The 22,831-nt window shown below is 60.8% G+C and carries 21 protein-coding genes; 4 read left to right on the top strand and 17 right to left on the bottom strand.

Annotated features, from left to right (window positions below):
- Window positions 1–165: 165 nt before the first annotated feature.
- Together DDIC_RS06500 and DDIC_RS06505 are read right to left on the bottom strand one after the other, a co-directional pair.
- Window positions 166–1,029: a nitroreductase family protein gene (locus tag DDIC_RS06500; protein ID WP_136399689.1), complete on the bottom strand. Its 864-nt coding sequence runs from the start codon at window positions 1,027–1,029 to the stop codon at window positions 166–168.
- Window positions 1,030–1,050: 21 nt separating this feature from the next.
- The gene (locus DDIC_RS06505) at window positions 1,051–1,389 is read right to left on the bottom strand and encodes a nuclear transport factor 2 family protein (protein ID WP_136399690.1); all 339 of its coding nucleotides are present in this window, start codon (window positions 1,387–1,389) and stop codon (window positions 1,051–1,053) included.
- A 92-nt stretch (window positions 1,390–1,481) separates the two neighbouring features.
- Here DDIC_RS06505 and DDIC_RS06510 point away from each other — a divergent pair, with 92 nt between their 5' ends.
- From DDIC_RS06510 to DDIC_RS06520, 3 genes are all read left to right on the top strand, one after another.
- Window positions 1,482–2,411 carry a helix-turn-helix transcriptional regulator gene (locus tag DDIC_RS06510; protein ID WP_136399691.1) on the top strand — a complete coding sequence of 310 codons (930 nt, stop codon included), beginning with the start codon at window positions 1,482–1,484 and terminating at the stop codon, window positions 2,409–2,411.
- 223 nt (window positions 2,412–2,634) lie between these two features.
- Window positions 2,635–3,579 carry a hypothetical protein gene (locus tag DDIC_RS06515; protein WP_136399692.1) on the top strand — a complete coding sequence of 315 codons (945 nt, stop codon included), beginning with the start codon at window positions 2,635–2,637 and terminating at the stop codon, window positions 3,577–3,579.
- Window positions 3,580–3,641: 62 nt separating this feature from the next.
- Complete coding sequence (locus DDIC_RS06520) at window positions 3,642–4,580, top strand: hypothetical protein (RefSeq protein WP_136399693.1); 939 nt, start codon at window positions 3,642–3,644, stop codon at window positions 4,578–4,580.
- 126 nt (window positions 4,581–4,706) lie between these two features.
- Here the strand turns inward: DDIC_RS06520 and DDIC_RS06525 are convergent, their stop codons facing one another.
- Window positions 4,707–5,603 (bottom strand): sulfurtransferase, encoded by an 897-nt coding sequence (locus DDIC_RS06525; RefSeq protein ID WP_168732487.1) that lies wholly within the window; start codon window positions 5,601–5,603, stop codon window positions 4,707–4,709.
- A 150-nt stretch (window positions 5,604–5,753) separates the two neighbouring features.
- Between DDIC_RS06525 and DDIC_RS06530 the strand changes: the two genes are divergently transcribed.
- A complete protein-coding gene (locus tag DDIC_RS06530; RefSeq protein WP_136399695.1) occupies window positions 5,754–6,677 on the top strand; it encodes a LysR family transcriptional regulator in 924 nt (307 codons plus the stop codon).
- Here DDIC_RS06530 and DDIC_RS06535 read toward each other — a convergent pair.
- From DDIC_RS06535 to DDIC_RS06600, 14 genes are all read right to left on the bottom strand, one after another.
- Entirely contained in the window at window positions 6,604–7,239 is a 636-nt protein-coding gene (locus DDIC_RS06535; RefSeq protein ID WP_136399696.1) for a GDSL-type esterase/lipase family protein, read from the bottom strand. The genes DDIC_RS06530 and DDIC_RS06535 overlap by 74 nt on opposite strands.
- 96 nt (window positions 7,240–7,335) lie before the next feature.
- Entirely contained in the window at window positions 7,336–8,424 is a 1,089-nt protein-coding gene (locus tag DDIC_RS06540) for a radical SAM protein (RefSeq protein ID WP_136399697.1), read from the bottom strand.
- 39 nt (window positions 8,425–8,463) lie between these two features.
- Window positions 8,464–9,498, bottom strand: coding sequence for a radical SAM protein (locus DDIC_RS06545; RefSeq protein ID WP_136399698.1), 1,035 nt, complete (start codon window positions 9,496–9,498; stop codon window positions 8,464–8,466).
- Window positions 9,485–10,555, bottom strand: coding sequence for a geranylgeranyl reductase family protein (locus DDIC_RS06550; RefSeq protein WP_136399699.1), 1,071 nt, complete (start codon window positions 10,553–10,555; stop codon window positions 9,485–9,487). Before DDIC_RS06550 ends, DDIC_RS06545 begins: the two co-directional genes overlap by 14 nt.
- Window positions 10,543–12,141 (bottom strand): lipoate--protein ligase family protein, encoded by a 1,599-nt coding sequence (locus DDIC_RS06555; protein ID WP_136399700.1) that lies wholly within the window; start codon window positions 12,139–12,141, stop codon window positions 10,543–10,545. The genes DDIC_RS06550 and DDIC_RS06555 overlap by 13 nt, the downstream gene beginning before the upstream one ends.
- A gap of 148 nt (window positions 12,142–12,289) precedes the next feature.
- The gene (locus DDIC_RS06560) at window positions 12,290–13,552 is read right to left on the bottom strand and encodes a (Fe-S)-binding protein (protein ID WP_136399701.1); all 1,263 of its coding nucleotides are present in this window, start codon (window positions 13,550–13,552) and stop codon (window positions 12,290–12,292) included.
- A gap of 3 nt (window positions 13,553–13,555) precedes the next feature.
- Window positions 13,556–13,981 carry a glycine cleavage system protein H gene (locus DDIC_RS06565; protein ID WP_136399702.1) on the bottom strand — a complete coding sequence of 142 codons (426 nt, stop codon included), beginning with the start codon at window positions 13,979–13,981 and terminating at the stop codon, window positions 13,556–13,558.
- 23 nt (window positions 13,982–14,004) lie between these two features.
- Window positions 14,005–15,942, bottom strand: a complete 1,938-nt coding sequence (locus DDIC_RS06570; protein WP_136399703.1) for a cytochrome c3 family protein — start codon at window positions 15,940–15,942, stop codon at window positions 14,005–14,007.
- 10 nt (window positions 15,943–15,952) lie between these two features.
- Window positions 15,953–17,542 (bottom strand): lipoyl synthase, encoded by a 1,590-nt coding sequence (gene lipA, locus DDIC_RS06575; RefSeq protein WP_136399704.1) that lies wholly within the window; start codon window positions 17,540–17,542, stop codon window positions 15,953–15,955.
- Between the two features lie 106 nt (window positions 17,543–17,648).
- The gene (lpdA, locus tag DDIC_RS06580) at window positions 17,649–19,013 is read right to left on the bottom strand and encodes a dihydrolipoyl dehydrogenase (protein ID WP_136399705.1); all 1,365 of its coding nucleotides are present in this window, start codon (window positions 19,011–19,013) and stop codon (window positions 17,649–17,651) included.
- Between the two features lie 69 nt (window positions 19,014–19,082).
- Window positions 19,083–20,450, bottom strand: coding sequence for a dihydrolipoamide acetyltransferase family protein (locus tag DDIC_RS06585; RefSeq protein WP_136399706.1), 1,368 nt, complete (start codon window positions 20,448–20,450; stop codon window positions 19,083–19,085).
- 72 nt (window positions 20,451–20,522) lie between these two features.
- Window positions 20,523–21,308: an acetoin reductase gene (locus DDIC_RS06590; protein ID WP_211088899.1), complete on the bottom strand. Its 786-nt coding sequence runs from the start codon at window positions 21,306–21,308 to the stop codon at window positions 20,523–20,525.
- A 76-nt stretch (window positions 21,309–21,384) separates the two neighbouring features.
- Window positions 21,385–21,699: a DUF6506 family protein gene (locus DDIC_RS06595; protein WP_136399707.1), complete on the bottom strand. Its 315-nt coding sequence runs from the start codon at window positions 21,697–21,699 to the stop codon at window positions 21,385–21,387.
- A 49-nt stretch (window positions 21,700–21,748) separates the two neighbouring features.
- Window positions 21,749–22,762 (bottom strand): ATP-NAD kinase family protein, encoded by a 1,014-nt coding sequence (locus DDIC_RS06600; protein ID WP_136399708.1) that lies wholly within the window; start codon window positions 22,760–22,762, stop codon window positions 21,749–21,751.
- Window positions 22,763–22,831 lie beyond the last annotated feature (69 nt).

Below are 22,831 nucleotides of genomic sequence, written 5' to 3' on the forward strand. Positions count from 1 at the left end.
ACCCGAACACGCAAACTACATGCGCAGCTGCTGTCAATATGCAGAACTCAATATACATATGTTTTTGATATTGTCAGATGCAAAGCAATACAGCCCTGCGCCTATGTAAGAGGTGCAGGGCTGCATTTTGCAGGCGCTGTTGCCAGCGCATTACGCGTCAGGCTGCTAATTATCAGCAGTGATTGTGGGGTTGAGCGTAAAATATTCAATTTTTGCCGCATTGTCGCGCTGTACTGTGCGGGCATAACGCACATTGGGGTGGCCAAACAACATGGCATAAAACGGCGTTTGCTGACCAAAACCAAGGCATTGGCGCAATTGCGGGGCTGCATCCACCGCAAACTTCAAATAACCGCACCAGGTTGTGCCTAATCCTGCACTTTGCGCCAGTAGCTCAAAATAGGCCAGGGCAAGGTCAACATCTTCCTTGGGGCAGCTTGCGCTTTCTGCCCCGGAAACAACCAGCAAATGCGGAGCGCCGCGAAACAGCTCGTCAACACCCTGCTGTCTGTATGCAGTTACAGCCGCAGACAAAAAATCCGGCATGGCGGCATGGCGCCGCATCTGCTCTTCCAGGGATTCAATGACCATAAGACGCAGCCGTTGCATCATGTCGCGGTCGCTTACCACAAGAAAGCGCAGCAGGCGGTCGTTGCAACCTGTGGGAGAGTTTGCGAGCGTGGCAAGCAGCGTATCAATGAGATTCGACGGGACATTTTCATTTTTGTATTGGCGCACGCTTCGCCTTGCACGCAGCAAGGTGTGCATCTGCTCTGCAGTAGGAAGTTTTGCGGGTGTCAGTTCAATGCTGTTTTGCGGGTGTCGGCCAAGTATGCTCACTGCGCCGGCAGGGCATACCGCAAGGCAGTGCTGGCATTCAAGGCAGTTTTGTTCCTGCAGCGGCGGTATGGCTGGCAGCCCGTCATTTTCGGTTTCCGTGCGGTAGATTATGTGCCGTGGGCAGTCGGCAACACAGGCGTCGCAACGGATGCACTTGCTCGAATCTACAGTAAAATTTAGTTTTTTCATGGAGATGTCCTCACAGAATGTTCATGCAAGATCGACGGTCAGGTGCTGAATCATCACGCCATTCATGGTAAAGTCATAAGTGAATGCCAACGGGCTGCCCGGAAAGTTTCCACTTGCCATGGTTGAAAGTATTACATGGTTGTCGGCGCATTTTACGTCGCTGACTGAGACGACCAGCGCGAATTTATCCCTTGATTCCTTTAAAGAGCTCTTGATGGCTCTGGCTCCGCGAATCTCGCTGTTTTCCGGCGCATCGAGCAGAATTGCGTCCGCAGCCAGAAAAGCGTCGAGCCCAACGACATTGCCTGTATTTGTGGCATCCATAAAGATTTTTACCGCTTCGGGCATAGTTGCGTTCATAGTGTCCTCCAGATTTGACTTGATAATTGCTTGTATCAGGATAAATATGACACCATAATGTCATGGTTTAAAAAAATCTGGCGGGATCCAAGGTGAAAATCGACCGACTGCTTTCTATTGTGATGATCTTGCTTGAAAGAAAAAAAGTCAGTGCTTCTGAGCTGGCGCGAACGTTTGAAGTCTCAGCGCGCACCATTTACCGGGATGTTGAAACCATAAATCAGGCGGGGCTTCCTGTGGTGGCTTACCCTGGGGTGCGGGGCGGCATAGGGATTCTTGAAAGCTATAAACCGGAAAAGCGGTTCTTTTCAGCGCAGGATGTGACCATGATCTTGATGGGGCTGGGCAGCGTGCGCAGCTCTTTTTCCAATGCCGAGGTGACCAGCGCCATAGCAAAAATTAAAGGCATGGTGCCGGAGGTCGACCGTAAGGCCATCGAGATCAAGGCCGGGCAGATATCTGTTGATCTGACTCCCTGGGGCCGCAACGGGCAAAACCTTGCATCGCTGACTGCAGTTCAGCAGGCATTGGAGAACAACAGACTGTTGCGCTTTGGTTACCGAGACCGCAAGGGGCAGACGAGCGCACGCTGTGTTGAACCGTACAGACTTATATTAAAGAAATCGAGCTGGTATCTTGGCTGCTATTGTTTGATGCGACAGGAGGTTCGGCTTTTTAAAGTTGTAAGGATGTCTAATGTTTCTGTTGAAGCTGAGACGTTTACTCCACGCGACATTGATGGTGAAAATTTTATCGTCGACAATTTTGATGATGCGGAATGCTTTGAAGGCCTGCTGCGCGTGCAGGCCGGAGCACGCGAAACAATTTTAGAATTGTTTGGCGACAGTGCTCTGAAACGCGAGGATGAATCAAACTGGCTTGCACGTATTCCACTTACCGACAACGAGCAGTCGTATAGCTTTGTTGCTGGTCTTGGGAGTGAAGCAGAAGTCCTTGAGCCAATTTTTTTTAGAGAGAGGATGCTGCATTTTTTTCAAAATGCCATAGACAAGTACAGGTGATTTGTGATTTACATGTCAGTGCGTGAACGCCTTAAACATGTTCAGACGCATGGTGTTACGTCATTATTTATGATTTATAGTTTGTCAGCCTCAAGGGAAAACTCTCAGAGACTTTTATTATCATAGGCGTTATATCAATACCAGCTAGCAACATGAGTTGCACGTCAACGTACCTGTGACTTGAACGCGGCAGCGCCACCACACACCACACTCAGGGGGACACATGGGCAGGTTGAGCATACTGAACGCCAGCACACGTAAAACGCTACTGGTTCCGGGGCTGCTGTGCCTGATGCTGTGCCCCGGCATTTTGGCATTTGCCGCGCCAAGGGCGGTTGGCGACTGGCGCGTGGAGCTGCCAGCAGGCTGGAAAACGCAGGAAGAAGGCAATCAGGCCTTGTTCAGCACGCCCAAGGAAGACTGCTTTGTAACCGTGCTGGAAAAAGACTGCTTTAACGGCGACCTCGACATTCTGGCCAAAGCCTCGGCCAACATCACTGGCGGCCACGATTTACGCACGCTGGGCGAGGGCAAGGGGGTTGTTTTTGCCGACAGGGGAGCCCGCTTTTGGGTGGGCCTTGTGGACGACAAGTATATGGAAGTATCCGTCGGGCATAGCTGTCGCGGGGTAGGGCCCATAGTAAAAAGTTTGAAAGTTTCCTCCGGGGCCGAGGGTGCAACAACGCTGGATAAGCTGCTGGCCGTGCTGCACAGCCCGGAAAACAGCAAGTGGCTTGTGACTGGCGACCGACCCGACAATGCCAGGCCTGTCGAGCCAGACGACCCCACCGGCGATATGCCCGACTTTGCCGCTCTGGGCGACGCTTCTGTCGCCTCCGCGCCCCAGGAAAGAACTATTCCCGAAGGCTGGCGCACGACGCAAACTGGCCCGTGGACCATATACGACAAGCCCGGCGAAAAAGTATGGCTTGCCGTAGGCCTGTACCCCCTCAAAAAGGACTCCGGGGGCCGCTGGGGCGCTTCGCTTATCGAGCTTGCCCGCAGGCTTGGCGGCATCAATATAGGCACCGGCGAAGGCACGGTCGACTTTGTGACCCGCGCGGGCGGCATCGGCTCGGTGCAAAACAGCGACGCCAATACTGTTGTTGAGCTTTATTACCCCGATGACGACGCCAGTCTGGCGCAGCTGCGCGAGGCGCTGCACTGATCGGCGCTGTCAGCCGCGCTCGTCGCCTCGACATATTGCGACTGCAACATAAGGAGCCGCCAATGCAACTGCTCAAGCCATGTGTGGTATTGTGGGCGTCACTGTTGATATTGATGCCGTCTGGCGCGCACGCGGCGGTTATGCTTAAAAACAGCATGAGCACCGACATCAAATCCGTATTCTGCATCGGCAAAAACGGCGATAAGCTGCCCGTTGCCGATGGGGTGCCCAAACGCTCGTCCCGTTCCGTGCCTGCAGGCAGGTTTTCCGAACATTCATGCGCACGCATTGGCGTGACCGTGCAGACCGGCGCTGGTTGGCAGTACTATGTCGAGCCTGAACCGGGCAGGTTCAGGGAACTTGAGTTTTCGCTCGATGCCGCCGGGCAGTACGAAACCCGCAAATATCCCTCGCTGCTGATCACTCTGCAGGGCGGCGACGCCTCTGTCGCTCCCGCAGGGGTGCCCATGGCCACTGTGGCCGAGCTTATGCGCAAAGGGCTGGATCAAACCAGCTGGAAGGCATGTGCCCTGCCTGGGTACGAAAGCCTCAAGGATCCCGGCATATTTGCGGTATCTTTTGCCGATCAGTCGTGGAGCCTTGGCAGGCAGGGCATGCGTTTTGACGGCAAAAACAGCACGCTTGAAACGCTCAGCATGTTTGCACCCTTTGCCAATACCACGCTTGGCGCAGGGTTTGACGAGTTGAAAAAGAACGGCTGGTTGCCGCTGGTGCTGGAAGCCAACGGGCAGACCAGCGTGTTTAACGCGCAGGGCGCGGCCCTCGCCCCGCAAGGCAAACTGGTGGAAGGCCCCCAGACCGCCGAAGAGACGTGGCAGGCCTTTGAAGCCCTTTTTGTAAATAATGACGACCGCACCGGCAAAACCATGCGGGTGGTTTTTGGCAGCGAAGGGTTGACGCTTGTCATGAGCCTGAACCTTGACGACGCCCTGGCCGAGATAACGTTGGCGCGCGCGTCCGCTGCCGCAGCACGGCCCTGAAGGTAGCGGTGTTCGCCCTGTCTGCAGATGCTGGGCCGCACCGGGCTGTGCCTGAATCGTGCGCATCCCGGCATACGGATACGGGCGGACCCAGACAGGCGTAAACGAACAGCTGCCGTTGCTGCGTTATCCAGACTGGTTACCCGTTTCAAGGGGCAGAGCCGGATCAGCGGCCCACTCGAACAGCGACGCGTCGTACACGGTTATGTCGTCAGCGCCAAGCAGAAACAGGGCAAAGGCGACGCTGCAGGCGGCCAGCCCGCCGCCGCAGTAAGAAATGGTTGGGCCCAGTACCTTGAGCCCCGCCTGCAGAAACAGTGCGTTAAGGGCCTTCGCCGGTAAAAAGGTCATTGTTTTTGGGTCCACAAGGGCTTTAGCGGGTACATTGATGCTGCCAGGTATATGCCCTGGCCGCCCATACCGCTGCAGGGATCCGTCAAACGCCTCCGGGGACAGCGCATCGATGAGCTGCGCACGTTTGGTCCGCATGTTTTTAAGCACGGTCTCTTTGTCCACAAAAACTTTGGGCGCCGCCAGCAGGGGAAATTGCGTCTTGCGCCGGACGGGCAGGGCGCGCGTGATTTTGCGCTGCTCCATTAGCCATTTTGGCAATCCTCCGTTAAGAATAACGGCATCGTTAAAGCCGTAGGCGCGGAGCATCCACCACAGCCGCGCTGCGCACATGCCGTTGGCGTTATCATATACAACGGCTGTCGTGCCTCTTCCAACGCCCAGCTCACCCATCACATCGGCAAACTGCCTGGGTTTGGGCAGCATCAGGGGCAGGTCGCTGTCGGGATCCGACAAGGCCTCCAGCAAATCCGCGTATGCGCTCCCAGGGATATGCCCGTCGAGCCATCTGGTTTTTCCCGTTCCCGGTTCCGCGTAAAAATCCGCACTGCAATCGATAATTCTCAGGGCCGGATTATCAAGGTTGGCATCAAGCCAGTCTGTCTCAACAAGGTTGCCCTGTCTGGGATAGCCGCTCTCATATGCGCCGCCAACCGCCGGTTGCCAACTCATTTTGTGCATCACTTGCCTCACATGGACTGATTGTTTTTTGCTTCGGCCACCCTCTGGCCGGATGGATCAATAAGATGTATTTCACTTCTATCAAATCGTTTCCAATGATTATTATCTATCAAGACAATCAATCGGCATGAACGGTGCAACATGGAACTGCGCGACCTGCGAACGTTTGTCACCTTGGCGTCCCTGCTCAATTTCAACCAGACCGGCAAGGTGCTGCACGCTGCGCAATCCACAATATCCATGCGCATAAAAATGCTTGAGGACGAGCTTGACGCACGTCTGTTTGAAAGGCTGGGGCGTAAGGTGGTTTTGACGGAATCGGGGCTCAAGCTTCTGGAATACGCCAGAAAGATGCTTGAAGTGGAGGACGAGGCCAGAGCCTCGGTCAGCGGCAATGCCGCGTCCGGCACGGTGACCATAAAGGTGCCGGAATCGCTGGAATGTCACCGTCTGCCTGATGTGCTGCGTGCATTTTTGCGCAGGGCCCCGGCAACCAAGGTCCGTATTCTTCCCTGTATTGCGGGCAATGTGGCCGAGGATTTGCGACGGGGGGTGACGGATCTGGCCTTTGTGTTTGCCTACGAGCCGTCGACGCGTGATATCAACGCGGTATTTCTGGGGACGGAAGACCTGGTGGCCGTGGCCGCGCCCAGCCACCCCCTGGCGGGCCTGGAAACCGTGGGGCCGCAAGACATCCTGAAGCACAACCTTTTGCTGGCGGCCTCGGACTGCAGCTATCGGCGGACATTTGAACTATTTTTGTCCGAGACGGCCCAACTGCCTCACCCCTCGGTGGAATGCCACAGCGTCGCCGCAGCCATCAGCATGGTTTGCGCCGGTCTTGGGGTGACGATACTTCCGCAAATGGCCGTACGCGAGCATCTGGCAGCCGGAATGTTGCGGCGGCTGCCGCTGAGCGGCGGCCCTTTTGAAACAGCTGTATTTATGCTGTGGCACAAGGATAAGTGGATATCCCCATGCCTGCAGGAATTTATGACCGTGTGCCGTGAGCGTTTGATGCCGCAGCAGGTCTCGCCAGTACGAGGGACGCCTGCCGAGCCATAAGCTCGTGCCCGGCTTCGCTTGGGTGCAGACCGTCGGTATACAGCCGGGCCAGCGGGTCAGGGGCTGCCCCTGCCGCAGCGGAGGATTGCGCGGCCACGACCGCAAATGCCTGCGAAAAATCAACGCATTGCAGCGAAAAATCCTGTGCGAGCACCCGCAGCCACTGGTGCAGGGCGGCATAATCCGCGCAGGCGTGCTGCAGGTCAACGCTGCCCAGCAGCGGAAAGGTCACAGGCTCGTGTACAGGAATGGGCACCCCCAGCACCGGCCGCACCCTGTCGTTAAAACAGTGCTGCACCAGTGCGAAAATATTGGCCTTTACCGCCCCCAGCCCCGCGTCCAGCGCCAGATCGTTAAATCCGCCCATAAGCAGCGCGGCGTCGGCCCCCGCCTGCACCACATGCTGTTGAAAACGGGCCAGCATGCCGCCCGTGGTATCGCCGTTGATGCCGCAATTGCGCACATCCAGCCCCGTGTGCTTTGCCAGCAGGGTTGTCCAGACCTTGGGCCGTGGAATGCCGTAGCCGTATGTGAGGCTGTCGCCCAGACAAGCAATAATCATGGTTGCAGCGTAATCCTCCGAGGCTGGTTGGGCAATGTTTGCGACAGGCAGCCCGCGCCGGCAGGGGCATACTGGCGCGGGCTGCCTGCGCCCGCTCTAGGCGGGCAATCCCAGCTGAAGACGGATGTGGCGCACATCGGCGTCTTCAGGTTTGAACGGGTAATTGCGTATGCCGGGTCCCGGGCGCGAATTGGCGTAGGGGCGGTTGCAGGCCACCTCGCCGTCGCGTCCCGTGCAGCCGCAGGTGCGAAACGGTTCGCCGGAATCGATGGCCGTATCCAGATCGGCCCTGGAAATACCGTATCCCGTCAGTGCGCGGCGTTCGTTGTAGGTAAAATGGCGCTCGTGGGCGAGGTCGCTGTCGATAAGCCAGCGCGCCAGCTGTATGCGGCGGTACTGGTCTATGGGCGGCGGCAGGCGGTCAGCCAGCGGCGACCCCCCTTCGGGAAAAAATGAAAACAGGTGGGTATTGCCGCCCATGTCGTGCACTCGCTGCATGGCGCGGCACATGTCCTGCTCGGTCTCGCCCATGCCCACCATAAAGTGCGCCCCGGCCATGCCCTTGCCAAAAATATCCAGGCTTTCGCCCAGGCACTGCCAGTAGCGGTTCCACGAGTGCGGGCCGCCGACCCCGCTCCCCCGGTAGTGGTCAAACAGCTCGGGCGTGGCCAGGTCTACGGCCACGCCGATTTTATCCGCCCCGGCGTCGCGCAGTTCCTCAAGGTTCCTGCGCGTGATGATGGTGGGCGAGATAAGCATGGATACCGGTATATCTACCGCCTGCCGCAGGCGGCGGCATATCCGGGCCGCATCCCGCGGGGCGCGGCTGTTGGTGAGCATGGATATGCAGATGCGCTTGACGCGCTCCTGACGGCGCACAATGCCCGCAACGATTTCGTCCACGGTAAAGGCGGGCCAGGTCACGCGAATAAAACTTTTGCTCGAACTTTCCTTTTTTTCTTTGGCGCCTGAAAGGCCGCAATAGGCGCAACGGGCTGCGCAGCCCGACCGGTAGGTCAGCAGCAGGTTGATGCACGAAAGGCAGGCGTTGCGGTAAAAAGCGCCGGGTGCAAAATCAAGCGTCATGGCGGCGGCAAGGCTCATGCGCGCCACTTCCGGGCTTTGAGGTTGGGTCTGTTGCCAGCAGGTGGGGCACTGGCTGTCGAGTTGCGTAGCTTGGCTCATGGTATTCTCCGGCAAGTATTTTGGCTGGTGCGGGGCTGGCTACCAGCCCTGTGTCCCCTCACCCAGCAGCACAGAACAGCAGGTTTTGCGAAATTCCGCCTTCAGGCCCATGCGGGCGGCAAGGGCTGCGGCCTCATGCGAGGGCAGCGCCATGCGGTTGATGCCCGCACGCAGCGAGAGCACCTCCAGGGCGCTGGCGTCTTTGCGCGGACGGGCGCAGCCAAGGCTTATCTGGCTGTTTGGCATAAGCTCCCGCGCACGTATCACCAGGCCGCACACGCCGCGCGGGTCAGGCTGGCGCGCGTTTTCCATGGCTGTGCCCGGCAGGTTCATATAGGCCACTATCACCAGCAGCTCCGGCGGGTGGCGGGCCAGAATTTCCAGCGCGTGGTTTTCGCCCATCAGGCGGCCAAAATGTAGCCCGGCCACGATATGCGGCACCACCGGCAACCCCGCGTAGGCCAGGGCCTCAAGGCTTTGCCGCAGCAGCCGCAGGCCGTCGGGCAGATTGTAAACGCTGGCATAGGTCTGGTCGCTGCCGATAACGTCAATGAGCGCCTGATCCACTCCCGCGCTCTGCAGGGCCTCGGCCTCTCGCTTGTCCACCATGCCGCAGTGCACTGAAACGTACAGCCCTGTTTCCTGCTTTATGGCGGCGATGGTGTCGGTAAAATCCTGCCAAGGCACTTGACCGCGTCCGTTGCACCCGCCGGAAAGCAGCACCCCCTGCGTGCCCTGGGCGACCAGCTCGCGGCATTTTTGCAGTAACCGTTGGGGAGAGCTTACGTCGGGCATGCCGAGCAGCAGTTTGCCGCCGCAGTGGGCGCACTGCTGCCGACAGACGCCCCCGGTGATGGAAAGCGCCGGATACTGCCCCTGCACGCCGTCGCGCACGTACATGCCCGGCAGGTAGAACAGAATCTTTTTTCCGTGGATTTTCCACGACAGCTCGCGCGCAGCGGTGAGCCGCGCGGTGTCCCAGCGCAGCTCCGGCGGGATATCTGCGGGCCATGACGAGCAGTAGCCGCCGTATGTTCCAGGTGCGGACACGCTAAGTTGTTCAGCTAGCTGCATAATATTCCCTGAATCCTATCCAGAATTTCTTGATTGCGGCGTCAAGCGAACCCGTGTGCGCCTCCCACAACTGGCGGCGCTGATGCGCGTGGGAAAGAGCGTCGCCGTAAAAATCGGCCCATTCTTCCTCGTATTTGCGCAGCAGGGTCAGATCGTCCTCAAGCACGGCCCTTGCCGCCCAGCGGCCTGCCATAGCGCCGCCCACCACTGCCTGAAAAATGCCCGCGCCCGTAATGGGGTGGGTGTGCCCGGCGGCGTCGCCAGCAAGGATGGTGTCGCCGTACACGTAGGAGCGGGGAGGGCCGGCGGGTATCCAGCCGCCAGTAAGGCCAAGCGGTCTGTCGCCCACAAGGCCGAGCCCGACCATGCCGCGCACAAACCGCCGCAGCGCCCAGCGCAGGCCCGGCGTGCCCGGTGTGGGCAGCATGCCAAGACCCACATTGGCCACGTTGCCCTTGGGAAAAACCCATGCGTAGCCAGCGCGGATGCTCTCGTCAAAATAGATGTGGGTGTGCTCCAGCTTTTCCTGCAGGGGCAGGCGCACCTGTATGGAGGGCAGGCAGTGCGGCCTGGGCAGGCCTACCCAGCGGGCCACGCGCGAGACAGGGCCGTCGGCCCCAATGATAACCCGTGCGGCCACGCCGATTGTGGCGTTGTTGGGCGCGGACAACAACACCCTGCTGCCCGCGCCGCCTTCGCGGCCCACAGCGGCATGGCCCGGAAGAATCCTCGCGCCGCTGCACACGGCGGCGCGGGCAAGAGCCTGATCAAACATTTCCCTGTCTATGACGCAGCCGGGGGCGACCATGTCCTGTATGCAGCGGCCATGCAGAAAGCTGCGCATGCCGGTTGTGCGCTGCACAATATATTCGTCGCCCACATCGGCCTGTCCAACCAGCATGGCGGGTATGTACTCGGCGCAGCGCACGGGCCTGCCTACAATATGCCGCCTCTCCGCCACAACAACAGAGGCCCCGGCCTGAGCCGCGGCGCGCGCGGCGCTTGATCCGGCTGGGCCGCTGCCCACCACAAGGACATCACAGTTTATGACGCGCATGACGTCGCCTCCCCGCCAGGAGCGTGCGTCTGCTGCGCCACACGTAAAATGGAATGCAGCAGGGGCATGTTCAGACTTGTCTGGCTGCGAAACTGCCCCTTGTGGGCCGCTTCGCTCTGATCCAGCTCGTAGCAGGTGGTATTTTCTATATCTATGAGAATGCCCGGAAGACCCAGGCGGTCAAAGTCTTCGGCATGCTTGATGTAAAAAGGCTGGCAGCAGCAGCCGATAAAGGCGGGCACGCCCTGTTTTTTGAGCTTGTCCAGTTCTTCCATCAGGTCTTCAAAATTGGTTATGCATACGGTGCGCAGCTTGCGCTCGTGCCCCAGCGTCCAGGCCTCGCCCACGGAGCACTCGCCGCATGCGCGGCAAGCCTTGGTAAAGCGCAGGTCGCAGTCTTTGAGCTTGGCGCAATAGGGCAGCAGCAGTGCCTCTGGCCCGGCTGCCAGCACCTGGTCAAAGCTGCCGTTGGTGGTAAAGATGCGGTTGCAGTGCTCAAGCGGTATGCCGTGACGGGCAATGGCGGCCTTTTCCATGGCCATGCGCAGGGGAATGCAGATGTCCTCGGCATCCATGTCGGGTATGGCTATGCGGCCGTCGTTGAAAAAGTCGTGGATTCTGCCGCACAGCTGCTCCATATTCAGAGGCTGGCCGCGCAACGCCGCCTCAAGGTCAAACAGGGCGCGCGCGGGGAACGACAAAAAATCTCCGGTAATAAAGATGTTTTTGAGCACGCGGCGCGGCATGTTCAGCTGCATGGTCACGCGCACAAGGCCGTAGGGCGACTTGCGCGCGCCCTGTACAACCTCTGTTTTTTCATAGGTGGGGCGCACCATGTCTATCCATTGCTCAGACTGAAAGTAGGGCAGCCGCTCGGCCAGCATGTCTTCCTCTTCTGCCGTAAGCCCGCCGGGCACAAGGTTTATGCCCATATGGCGCTCAAAGGCGTCGGCAAGGGCAGCTTTTACGTCCGCGCTGGCCGGTACGCGTCCAAGTTCCCACGCCAGGCAGGTGACGCGTTTTTTGACGGAATCGATCTCCTTGGCCTTGAGCTTTTCGACGGGCACGCGCAGGCACTTGAGCATGGTTTCCACGTCGAAATCCACCAGCAGCGTACCCTGAAACAGAAATGCCGCGTCGCAGTCCGTGCCGCCGGTGCCGGAAATTTTGCGCCCGGCCACCTCTATATCGTTGCGGGGACGAAAGGCCGCGTCTATGCCCATGCCGCGCAGGGCGGTGACGGTAGGTTCGCACAGACGGCGAAACAGGTTGGCGTTGGGTATGCCCACGCCAAAAAACGCCTTGTCGCAGATAAGCTCCCAGCCTATCTGGCTTTCGTCAAACAACAGGCCGCCTCCGCCGGTGATGCGGCGGTTGATGTCGATACCCTGCTCGCGGCAGTAGGACAGGCGTATTTCTTCCTGTATTGACTGGTGAAAGCCCACCAGAACCGTGGCCGGTTTGAATTGCAAAAAGCGCAGGGTGTCCTGCGAGCGGCCGCTGCCGCGTATTTCAAGCAGCACCTCGTCAAGCGCCATGTTTTCCGCCGCCGTAAGCGGCGGCAAATCAAGCAATCGCCACTGCATATGCGTCTCCTGATCGGGCGTTTGACGCCTCTACAGCTTGCCGGGGCATCGCCCCGCAAAGCCGGTTCGTGATCCCTGTTGTGCCGCGTAACTGCTGTTTACACACCTTGCCCCTGCACCGTTTTTTTCAGAGGCTTGCCCGCTCCGGTCAGGCCTGCGCGAGGGCTGCCCCGGTTTGAGCCTCTGCCGCCTTGCGTTTGGCCTCCTTGGCGTGGGCCTCAAGCGAGCGGGCCACAAGCTGGCTCATGTCCAGCACTTCTATGTTCACCTTGTTGCGCTTGGCGTGGGTGGTCATGGTGCGCACGCACTGCTGGCAGTTGGTGACAATGGCCTGCGCACCGGTGCGCAGGGCTTCCTCCACCTTGCGTTTGGACATGGCCGCCGCAAGGTCTGGGTCGATCATCTCGAGGTTGCCCCCGCCGCCGCAGCACAAGCAGTGCCGCCGGTTGTGCTCCATCTCCACCAGCTTGAGGCCGGGGATGCGGGCCATGACCTCGCGCGGCTCGTCAAATACGCGTCCGCCGCGCCCCAGATCGCAAGGGTCGTGGTAGGTCACGGTCATGGGCAGCTCGCCCAGAGGCAGCCTGTCTTCAAGCACAAGCTGCATGACCATTTCGGAGGCGTGGGCCAGCTCAAATTCCGGCGGGTACGATTCGCGCCAGATCTGGTAGCAGGAGGGGCAGGTAAACACGACCTTGCGCGCGCCCCGCGCCTTCACGGCTTCTACATTGTGTTGGACAATGGCGGGCAGGTCGGCGCTCTGCCCCGAGCCCACAAGGGGAAAGCCGCAGCACCACTCGTCGCCGGCCATGATGGTAAAGTCCACGCCTGCGGCTTCCAGAATTTCCACAAAGGCCATGGGAATTTTTTGCGCCAGTGGAAAGTAGGCCCCCACGCAGCCTGTAAAATAGACTACCTCCGCCTTGTCCTTTTGGCCGCCGCCCTTTGGGGGCTTGCGCATGTCGTCCACCCAGTCGCCGCGCTCGTCGTTGTCTTCGTCAAAGACATTGTGGCTTGCTTCAAGGTTGGTGCGGATCATGCGGATTTTTTCCGGGGCGTCCCCCGTGCGCGACAGTTCTTCGCGCAGGGAGAGCCACAGGTCCTTGAGGGGCAACCCGGCAGGGCAGATCTCTTCACAATCGCCGCAGAGCGAACAGCGAAACACCGAAGTGCCGTATTCCTTGAGGCGCTCAGGCGTGGCTGCCGGCTCGCGGCCAATCACGTCGCACAGCGCCCGCCAGAAGAAGTTGCGGTCGCGCAGCAGTTTTTTGAGATTGCCCATACGCACCTGCGCCGAAAGATCCGCATCGCCAGAAGCCGCCACTGCCGGGCACACGGCGAGGCACTGCCCGCATTCAGTGCAGGCATCGAGCGCCATGCGCTGTCGTATGCTGAATGCTGATTGACGCATGGCTTAGTCCTTTTTGAACTTCTTGATGTCCTCTTGCAGCCAGGCTTCGATAACGTCCTTGCCGCCGTGGATGAGCGAATTGATCTGGCTCATGTCGCTGGGCTTGATTCTGTACATCCAGCCCTTGCCGTAGCAGTCGGCGTTGATGACGGTGGGGTTGGCCTCCAGCTCTTCGTTGACGGCGGTTATCTCGCCGTCGGCGGGGCTGTAGACCGTGCCCAGCCACTTGCCCGATTCGACCTTGGCAAATTTTTTGCCCGCAGTGACGGCCTTGCCCACAAAGGGCAGCTGCACAAACACGATCTGGCCTGCCAGTTTTTCGGCAAAGTCGTCCATGCCGATGACCAGCTCATCGCCGTCGACGCGGGTCCAGAAGTGGTATTGGTCGTAGTACAGGTCCTCGGGCATATTGTATCCGGCAATTTCCATGACGATCTCCTTAATGTGATGGTTTAAGCCTGGTGGCGGCCACGCAGGGTTTGAACAAGCAGAAACAGGGGGGCCGTAACCATGTGCCGCAACTGGCTAAAGGGTATGTAGGCCACCGTAAGCGCGGTAAGCGCAGCGTGCGCGTACCAGCCCCAGCCGTAGATGCGCGCAAGGCCTGCCTGCCCCAGAGGGGCAAAAGCCTGGGCCAGCGCATAGCCCGCAAAGGCGTAGCCGCTGCCCTCGGGCATGCCCGCAAGAGCAATGCGCATGCCTTCAAGCACAAAGCCGGTAAGGGTAATGCCCAGCAGCAGGTACAGGGCGGCCCAGTCGTGGCGGGGGGGATTGGCCGCCACGCTCTTTTCGCGCCGCCACAGGGCTGCGGCCAGCAGCAGGCCCAGCAGAAGGGCAAGACCGCTTATGTCAAAGAGCATGGCTCCAAAACCCCAGTTTTTGTCCAGCAACAGCCAGGGCCACTGGCTGGCCGGGGACAGCAGCGAGCCGGAAAGACCCAGCAGGCCCCAGACAAAGCGGAACAGGAAGGGGAAGAATATGAGAGCATGCACGGCCCAGCGCATGGGCGATTCGCGGTACAGCCGCCGCTGCAAAAACACGTCGCAGCACAGGGCGGCCCAGCGGCACTCGCTTGCGGCATGGTGCCGGGGCGCAGGGCAGCCATGGCTTTGACCCGCAGCGGCCGCGTGCCCCTTTTGCGGCGAGCCGTCGCCCAGATTGGCGCACGAGAGCCAGAACAGCCCAATGCCCGCAAAGGCCAGTACAAATATGCCAAGGCCGATCTGAGAGGGCGTGTCCTGCACACTTAAGGTTGCCGCGTGGCAGCCCATGCACAGCACGCTCTTGGGCGGCAATATTGCATTGGCCGCGCCAACCTTGCCGTTGCCCGCAAAATCGCTTGCGGAACCGCCCTCACCTGTGCCGCCCGCCATGCCGCCAGCAGGGGCGACGCTGTGGCAGCGCACGCAGGAGGCCGTACCGCTTGCAAGCGTCATGCTGTGCACGTTGAGCGGTCCGGCATTGACGGTAAAATCAACCTTGCCGTTGTTAAGCACCGGGGTAACGCCTGAGAGGTGGCACGCGCCGCAGCTCACGTTGCTGTGGGCGTCGTGGATGGTTTTTTCGTCATGCCGGGTGTGGCAGGTAAGGCAGTTGACGCGCTCCTGTCTGTTGTGAGGGTAGCGGGCCGCATCCGTGTGGCAGGTGAGGCAGTTCATGTCGCCGTGGGTCATGGATTTCAGACCTTCGGCGGAAATTCGCGGCGCGGCTGTGCCCGGCGCTGCGGCGGAGGCATCCGGCCCGTGGCACGTAAGGCACATCACAGGCCCCTGCGGCTGCTTGCCCTTGCTGAACGTTGCGGGCGCGGCGGCCATGGCCCTGCCGGTCTTGAGGCCGTGGCACGTAAGGCAGGCGGCCACATCGGCAGCAGGCTTGGGCAGCCCGGTCTGGGCCTTGTGACACACGCTGCATGAGCTGCTCATGTCGCCAGCGGGGCGCAGACCCCTGGCCCGGGCCTCCGGCCCAAGAACATAGTGCGGGTTATGGCAGGTCACGCAATTGGCGTAGTCCTGCGTTTTCATAACGGGTTTGCCGCCGTGCGTGCCTTTGGCCAGATCGTCTTCGACCGAGCCGTGGCACTGCAGACAGGTATCCCGGTTAAAAGCCGTGCTTGCAGGCTTGTTGAGCCTGTCGGCCCCAGGGTGCGCGTGGTCGGCCTGCTCAGCGTGGCAGTCGGCGCACGACATGCCGGCGTGGGCAGAGGCGTGGAAGCCTGTTTCGTCAATAAACCACGATCTGCCCTGCCTGTCGGCGGGCATGCCGTCAGCTGGCTTGCCCTGCTGCGCCGCGCGGGCGTCGGCGTGCATAACCGTCATGGCCGTCAGCACGCAGGCTGCCAGAAACATCAGTGCGGCAGTGGTAGAGCCGCGCTTGCACATCCTCAGCTTCATATCATTCTCCTCAGCACGCTTCACAGGTATGTGCGGCCAGTGGGGCCGTTTCCGTCATGTCCGCCAGCATGGCTTCGGCGCGGTACGAACTGCGCACCAAAGGGGCCGAGGCCACGCCCGTAAAGCCCATGGAGAGGGCTGTTGTCTTCCAGTGGTCAAATTCGTCCGGGGCCAGATACCGCGCCACAGGCACATGCGCATGCGAGGGCGCAAGGTACTGCCCAAGAGTGAGAAAGCGGCAGTCGTGGGCCAGCAGGTCGGCCAGGGCCATGCGTATTTCGTCCCATGATTCGCCAAGGCCCAGCATGATGCCCGACTTTACGCGCAAACCTTGCCGGGACGCGTAGCGCAGAACCTCAAGGGAGGTCTGATAGCTGGCCCCGGGGCGCACCTGCGCAAAAAGCCGCCGCACGGTTTCGAGATTGTGGTTGAACATGTCGGGCCGGGCTGCGCACACAGCCGCAAGTGACTGGTGGTTGCCCTGAAAATCCGGCACCAGCACTTCAATGCTCGTCTGCGGGCTTGCGCCGCGTATGGCCGTAATGGTGCGCACAAAATGCTCCGCGCCGCCGTCGGGCAGATCGTCTCGCGTGACCGAGGTTATGACCGCATGCTGCAGCCCCAGTCTGCTCACGGCCTGCGCCACGTTGCCGGGCTCCGCCCTGTCGAGCGGCTCGGGCGCGCCCTTGGCCACGGCGCAATAGCGGCAGCCGCGCGTGCATCTGTCGCCCATGATGATAAAGGTCGATGTGCCGCGCGAATAACATTCCCCCTTGTTGGGGCACTGGGCCTCCTGACACACGGTGTGCAGGTGCAGGTCGGCAAGCGTGTTTTCCACCGGGCGCAAACCGGCCTCAGGCCTGAGAGAAACCGTCAGCCAGCCTGGGCGGTGCAAGGGCCGTCCGCTGCGCGGCGTAAAGAAAAACTCGCGGGCAAAGGCCCGCACAAAGCGCTGGGAGGCATCGGCAAAATCAACCTCTGATCCAAGCTCGGCGGCTATGGAGGTGATGCGTTCAGTAGGGTTGCCGCAGGGGGTGATGAGGCGGAACCAGTCCACATCGGTGTTGACGTTGAGGGCCATGCCGTGAAAGGTCACCCATTTGCGCACGGCAACGCCCACGCTGGCGACTTTGCCGCCGTTTACCCATACGCCGGGGCCGTGCAGGCCAAGCTGCGGTTCAAGCCCATAAGAGCGCACTACGTCGGCAATGGCGGCAAGCAGCTTGTCCATGTACAGATGCAGGTCTTTTTGGCGCAGACGTATGACAGGATAGGCCACCAGCTGGCCCGGGCCGTGAAAGGTCGCCATGCCGCCGCGCTCCACCCAGTAAAGCCCTACGCCCAGCCGCCGCAGCGATTCCTCGGCAACGCGCAGGTGGTCGGCTGTGCCGCCGCGCCCCATGGTGATGACGGGGTCGTGCTCAAGCAGCAGCAGGGTGTCGTCCACCACGCCGCCGATGCGTGAATCGGCGCGGCGTTTTTGAAAATCGAGGGCTTCGCCGTATTCGATGCGTCCCAGCTCCAGTATTTCGAGAGGCAGGTTTTCGACCGGGGCAAAACCGGCATCGGCATCAGGCGGGCATGTGAGTAGGGCGGACATGGCTGATTCCTTGTAATGGCGACTGGTTCAACGGTTTTACGGCGGGGGGCCGGGGAGGCCTTTACCCCGGGCCCAACGGCTCCCCCGCCGGTTCCTTCAATGTGCGTCAGCCACGCTTGGGCAGGTACAAAGCCCAGCCTGCGGCGTCGCGGGCGGCGTCGACCACGGTTTCGCAAAATGCCGGATGCACGCGGAAGCCCTTGGCAAATTCGCGCACCGTGCACTCAAGCTGCATGGCCAGCACCGCCTCGCCGATAAGCTCGGAGGCATTGCTGCCCACAATGTGCACGCCCAGAATCTCGCCCGTGTCGGCGTCGGCAACCATCTTTACGGCGCCGTCCACCTCGCCGCGCAACATGGCGTAGCCATTGATGGAATATGGAAATCCACCTACTTCCACCTCGTGGCCCTTGCGCTCGGCCTGCTCCTCGGACAGACCCACGGAGCCCATCTCCGGGCTGCCCCAGATGGCGCGAGAAACAAGGTGAGCGGGGAACCTGGAGCTGAGGCCCATGCAGTTTTCCGCCGCGCAGATGCCCATGGCCGAAGCCGCATGGCTGAGCATCCAGCCGCCGGTGCAGTCGCCGATGGCAAATACGGACGGGCAGGCGGTACGGCATTGCTGGTCAACAGCTATGCCGCCGTCTTCATTAAATTTTACGCCTTGAGCCTCCAGCCCCAGTTTGGCTGTCACAGGCTTGCGCCCGGAGACGAGCACCCTGTCGGCTTCGACGGTCTGCTCCTTGTCGCCGCTCTTAAGCGTGCAGGTTTTGCCGGAAACCTTGACGAGGGTGTGGCGCGCCATGATCTGCACGCCGCGCTCGCGCAACGACTGGGACATGCGCTGGCCGGAATCCTGATCTTCATCGGGCAGAATCCGCGGGCCGGGCACGGCGTAGATCACCTTGCTGCCAAGGATGCTCAGCAGGGTGGCTACCTCCACGCCGATATAGCTCGGGTCGGTGATCAGCACCGAGGCCGGAGCCTCTGTCATGTCCAGCAGCTGGTCTGTGGTAAAGGCCGCCTGGTCCAGACCGGGAACATCGGGCTGGGCAATGGTGCTGCCTGTGGCAACGATGATGTTTTTGGTCTCAAGCTTTTTGCCGCCAACCTCAACCGTGGAGGGCGAGGTGATGACGCCCATGCCCGAAACCACGTCCACGCCGTTGTTGGCGAGCAGCGCTTCCATGCCCATGCGTATGTCGTTGGAGACGCCCTGCTTGCGTGCCAGAACAGCGGCAAAATCAAGCTTGCCCACGGTGAGCTCCAGGCCAAATTCGTCAGCCTTGCGCGCCTGCTCAAGCAACGTGGCGGCGCGCAGCCATATCTTGCTGGGAATGCAGCCGCGCATAACGCAGGTGCCGCCCATGTTGGCCCCCTCCACCAGGGCCACCTTGCCCTTGAGTTGCGAAGCGCGGATGGCGGCGGCATACCCGCCGGGGCCACCACCAATGACAACTACATCGTACATTGTGTTCTCCTGATCTGTGCTGGTTGTGCAGTATGGGCGCGGCATTGCCGCAGCCTTGCCGGGAGCGTGCTAAAAAAGCAGCAGGGCCGGTTCCGCCAGATATTCCACAAGCGTTTTCAAAAATTCGGCGGCGGCTGCGCCGTCTTCGACCTGATGGTCAAAGGTGAGGCTGAGGCCCATCATCGAACGGGCCACAATGGCTCCGCTGCGAATGACGGGTTTTTCCACCACGCGGCCCACGCCAAGGATGCCGGTTTCGCCGGGTTTGAGGATGGGGGTGAAAAAGTCGACCACAGAGTGCGCCATGTTGGTGATGGTAAACGTGCCGCCGCCCATGTCGTCGGGCGTCAGCTCGCCCGTGCGGGCGCGCCCGGCCAGCAGGCGGGCCTCTTTGGCGATGTCGAGCAGGCCCAGCCTGTCGGCATTGTGCAGCACAGGCACCATCAGCCCCTCGGGCAGGGCCACGGCCACGCCCATGTGCACCTCGGCGTGGCGGGTGATGGTCGCGCCGTCAAAGGTGGCGTTCATGCGCGGGTGCTTTTTCAACGCTTTGGAAACAGCCAGAATCAGCACGTCGTTCATGGAAAGACGGAAGTCTTTGTTTCTCTTGTTGCGCGACTTGAAGTCGTTGATGACGTCCACGCAGGCCGTAACGTCCGCCTCGCTCACGAGCGTAAGCTGGGCCGAGTTCTGCAGGCTGCCCATCATGTTGTCGGCAATGATCTTGCGCATGCCCTCCATGGGCACGGAGCAGGGCACGTCCGCGCTGGCGGGCTGGCCGGAACTCAGGCCGGAGCTTTGGGCCGCCGCGGCAAATTTTTCGGGGTGCAGGACGCGGTCAACGTCTTCGCGCACGATCTTGCCGCCCTCGCCGGTGCCGGTGAGGGTCGAAATATCCAACCCGGCCTTGGCTGCCACTGCGGCGGCCAGCGGCGTGATCCTGATTTTGCCCACCAGTTCGTGGCGCGCCCGCACGTCGCCCTCCACAATGCGGCCGTCGGGCCCGGTGCCGGTAACGCAGCCAAGGTCGATACCAAGTTCACGCGCCAGCCGACGCGCTGCGGGAGACGCTATCCCGCTAGTGCCAGAGGGTTGCCCGGCGGCTGGCGCGTTGGTTTTTTCGGGTTTTGGCGCGCCCGCTTCCGAACCAGAGGAAGCGGGGGAGTCAGACGCGCCATCCACCCGAGCAATGTTTTCACCAGGTTGGGCCAGAATGCCCAGCACTGCCCCCACAGAAACCTCCTGCTTGGGCTGGACGACAATTTGAAAGAGCACGCCGTCGGCGGGGCTTTCCACCTTGTTGGTGATTTTGTCGGTTTCCACTTCAAACAGATCATCGCCCTGCTTGACTGCGGCGCCTTCGGCCACAAACCATTTGGAAACCTTGCCGGTCTTCATGGTCAGACCAAGTTTCGGCATGGCAAGTTCTATGCTCACTGCTGTTCTCCTGCGATGTTAAGTGTTGCGGCGGAAGGCTGCCTGTTTGCCGTCTGCCCGAGCCGTTGCGCGTCAGCGGTAAACCATGCCGCCGTCGATGAGCACGGCCTGACCGGTCATGTAGTCCGAATCCGGGCCAGCCAGATAGGAGACAAAGGCGGCGACGTCGTCGGGGGTTTCCGGTCGGCCAAGAGCAATGCCCTCGCAGTACTTCTTGTAGGTTTCGCCCTTGGGCGCGCCGGTGATTTTGGAAAATCCCTCATCGATGGCCACCCACATGTCTGTGCCCACAACGCCGGGGCAGTATGCGTTTACGGTAATGCCGCGCGAGGCCAGCTCGCGCGCCGCCGCCTGGGTCAGGCCGCGTACGGCAAACTTGGTGGCGCTGTAAGCGCCGATAAGGGCAAAACCGTCGTGCCCGGCAATGGAAGATGCGCTGATGATCTTGCCCCTCTGCTTGCGGGCGATAAACTTTGTGGCGGCGGCCTGTATGCCCCACAGCACGCCGTTGACGTTGATCTTGAAGATGCGCTCGATCTCGTCGGGCGTGACGTCCAGCAGCGCCTTGACCTGGGCGATGCCCGCGTTGTTGACCATGACGTCAAACCCGCCAAGTTCCCTTTCCGCATGGTCCACGGCGGCAAAAACCTGCTCGCGGTCGCTTACGTTGGCCGTATAGGTGGCAGCCTTGCGGCCAAGGGCGCGCACTTCGTCCGCAGTGGCCGTCAACTTGTCACTGTTCATGTCTACAAGGCAGATATCCGCGCCGTCCCTGGCAAGCCGCAGGGCTATGCCGCGGCCTATTCCCTGAGCGGATCCGGTAACCAGAACAACCTTGCCGTTGAGAGTCATAGTCATATCCTCCAGTTGAGCACGGCCTTGCAAAGCCGTGCAGCGGGGGGTGAACGAAACAGGACGAAAAACCGTGCCAGCGTCAGGCAAAAATGCCGTCGCCGCTGGCGTTGCCGAGGCCTGGATGGATGTCGAAGCGCACCACGCCCACAGGCACCTTGACGGCCCTGGCGACCATGGCCGCACCCTCGTACCCGAAGCCGCCGCACAGCTCGATGGCGGCGCAGCCGTCGTCGGATACGGCCTTTTGGGCCGCCTCAACGGCTTCCTTGTAAGAGGTCACGCCAATGGTCAGCAGCTCTACGCCGGGGGTGCGCGTCCAGCTGCGGTGCTCGGCCTTCACGCCGTTGCCTTCTCCACGGGGACTCAGAAAAATGAATGCGGCCTTGAGTTTCATAAACAAGCTCCTTGTGTTCGGGTGATCAGGCTTGTTGAGCGGCCTGCGCCTAATTGGCGTAGCAGACCTGCGCGCCCCGCAAAAACAGCCCGCGCTGCCGGGCGTACTCCATGACGCGGGCCACATCCACCACGCGCATGGTGTCTTCGGACAACCGCACGCAGGCGTTTTGCCCGCGCCGCACCTCAACCTCTCGCTCGCCGTCCAGCGCCAGCACGCAGGGAGTAAGGGCCACGGGCACATCGTCGCCCGGCAAAAGCTGGCGCACGCGCGAGACGCCCACGTCGGCAAACAGGCCGGGGCCAATGGCGGCGCGCACGCGGCAGGCAAAATCCGGGTCGAGGTCAAGGGCAAGGCCGCGCGGCTCTTCGGGTGATATGCTCATGAGCTGGCCAGCCACCGTTGAAAGGCCGATGCTGTCGGGTCTGCAGCGCGAAACAATGATCTGGCTGACTCTGGTGATGTCCCAGATGGCGCGCGAACCAAGAAAAATGTCGTCGTACACGGCTACGTCCACCAGGGCGATATCCCTGAACTGACCCTCCACATGCACCTCAAGCAGGCTGGATTCGTAGCAGCCCTCGTCAAGGGTCACGCCGCCGCAGGCCAGCACGCCCGCGGCAAGCCCGGCCACCGTGGCCTCGGCCATAACGGGAAAAACATTGTTGGTGCCGGTGGAGAGCGGCAGAATGGGCGTTTTGCGCGCGCCCTTGCAGGCTGCGCGGCTTGTGCCGTCGCCGCCCATGACGATGATGACCGCAACGCCTTCTTTTTGCATAAGAGCGGCGGCGTTGACGGTGTCCTCCTGCGTGTTGTGCTGGTAGATATCCACCGGAGCCACGTTGACAGGCGTTTCAAGAGCTTCCAGATCGCCGAGCGCGCGCGGCACGATGTCGTAGCCCTCTGGCATGTACAGAACATCGCGAACCCCGGCGGCGGCCAGACCAACCAGAATGCGGCGCACCATGCGCACCTTTTCCTGATTGTCAAAAACACTGCCGTGCGCGACGATGCGGCGTATGTCCTTGCCTGATGCCGGGTTGGCGATAATGGCTGCTTTCACGTTGGCTCCGGTGGATGTATGGCGCAGGCTTGGCCCGCAGCTGTGCTTGCAGGGATACCGCAACGCCTG

The sequence above is a fragment of the Desulfovibrio desulfuricans genome (assembly GCF_004801255.1).
Classification (GTDB): domain Bacteria; phylum Desulfobacterota; class Desulfovibrionia; order Desulfovibrionales; family Desulfovibrionaceae; genus Desulfovibrio; species Desulfovibrio desulfuricans_C.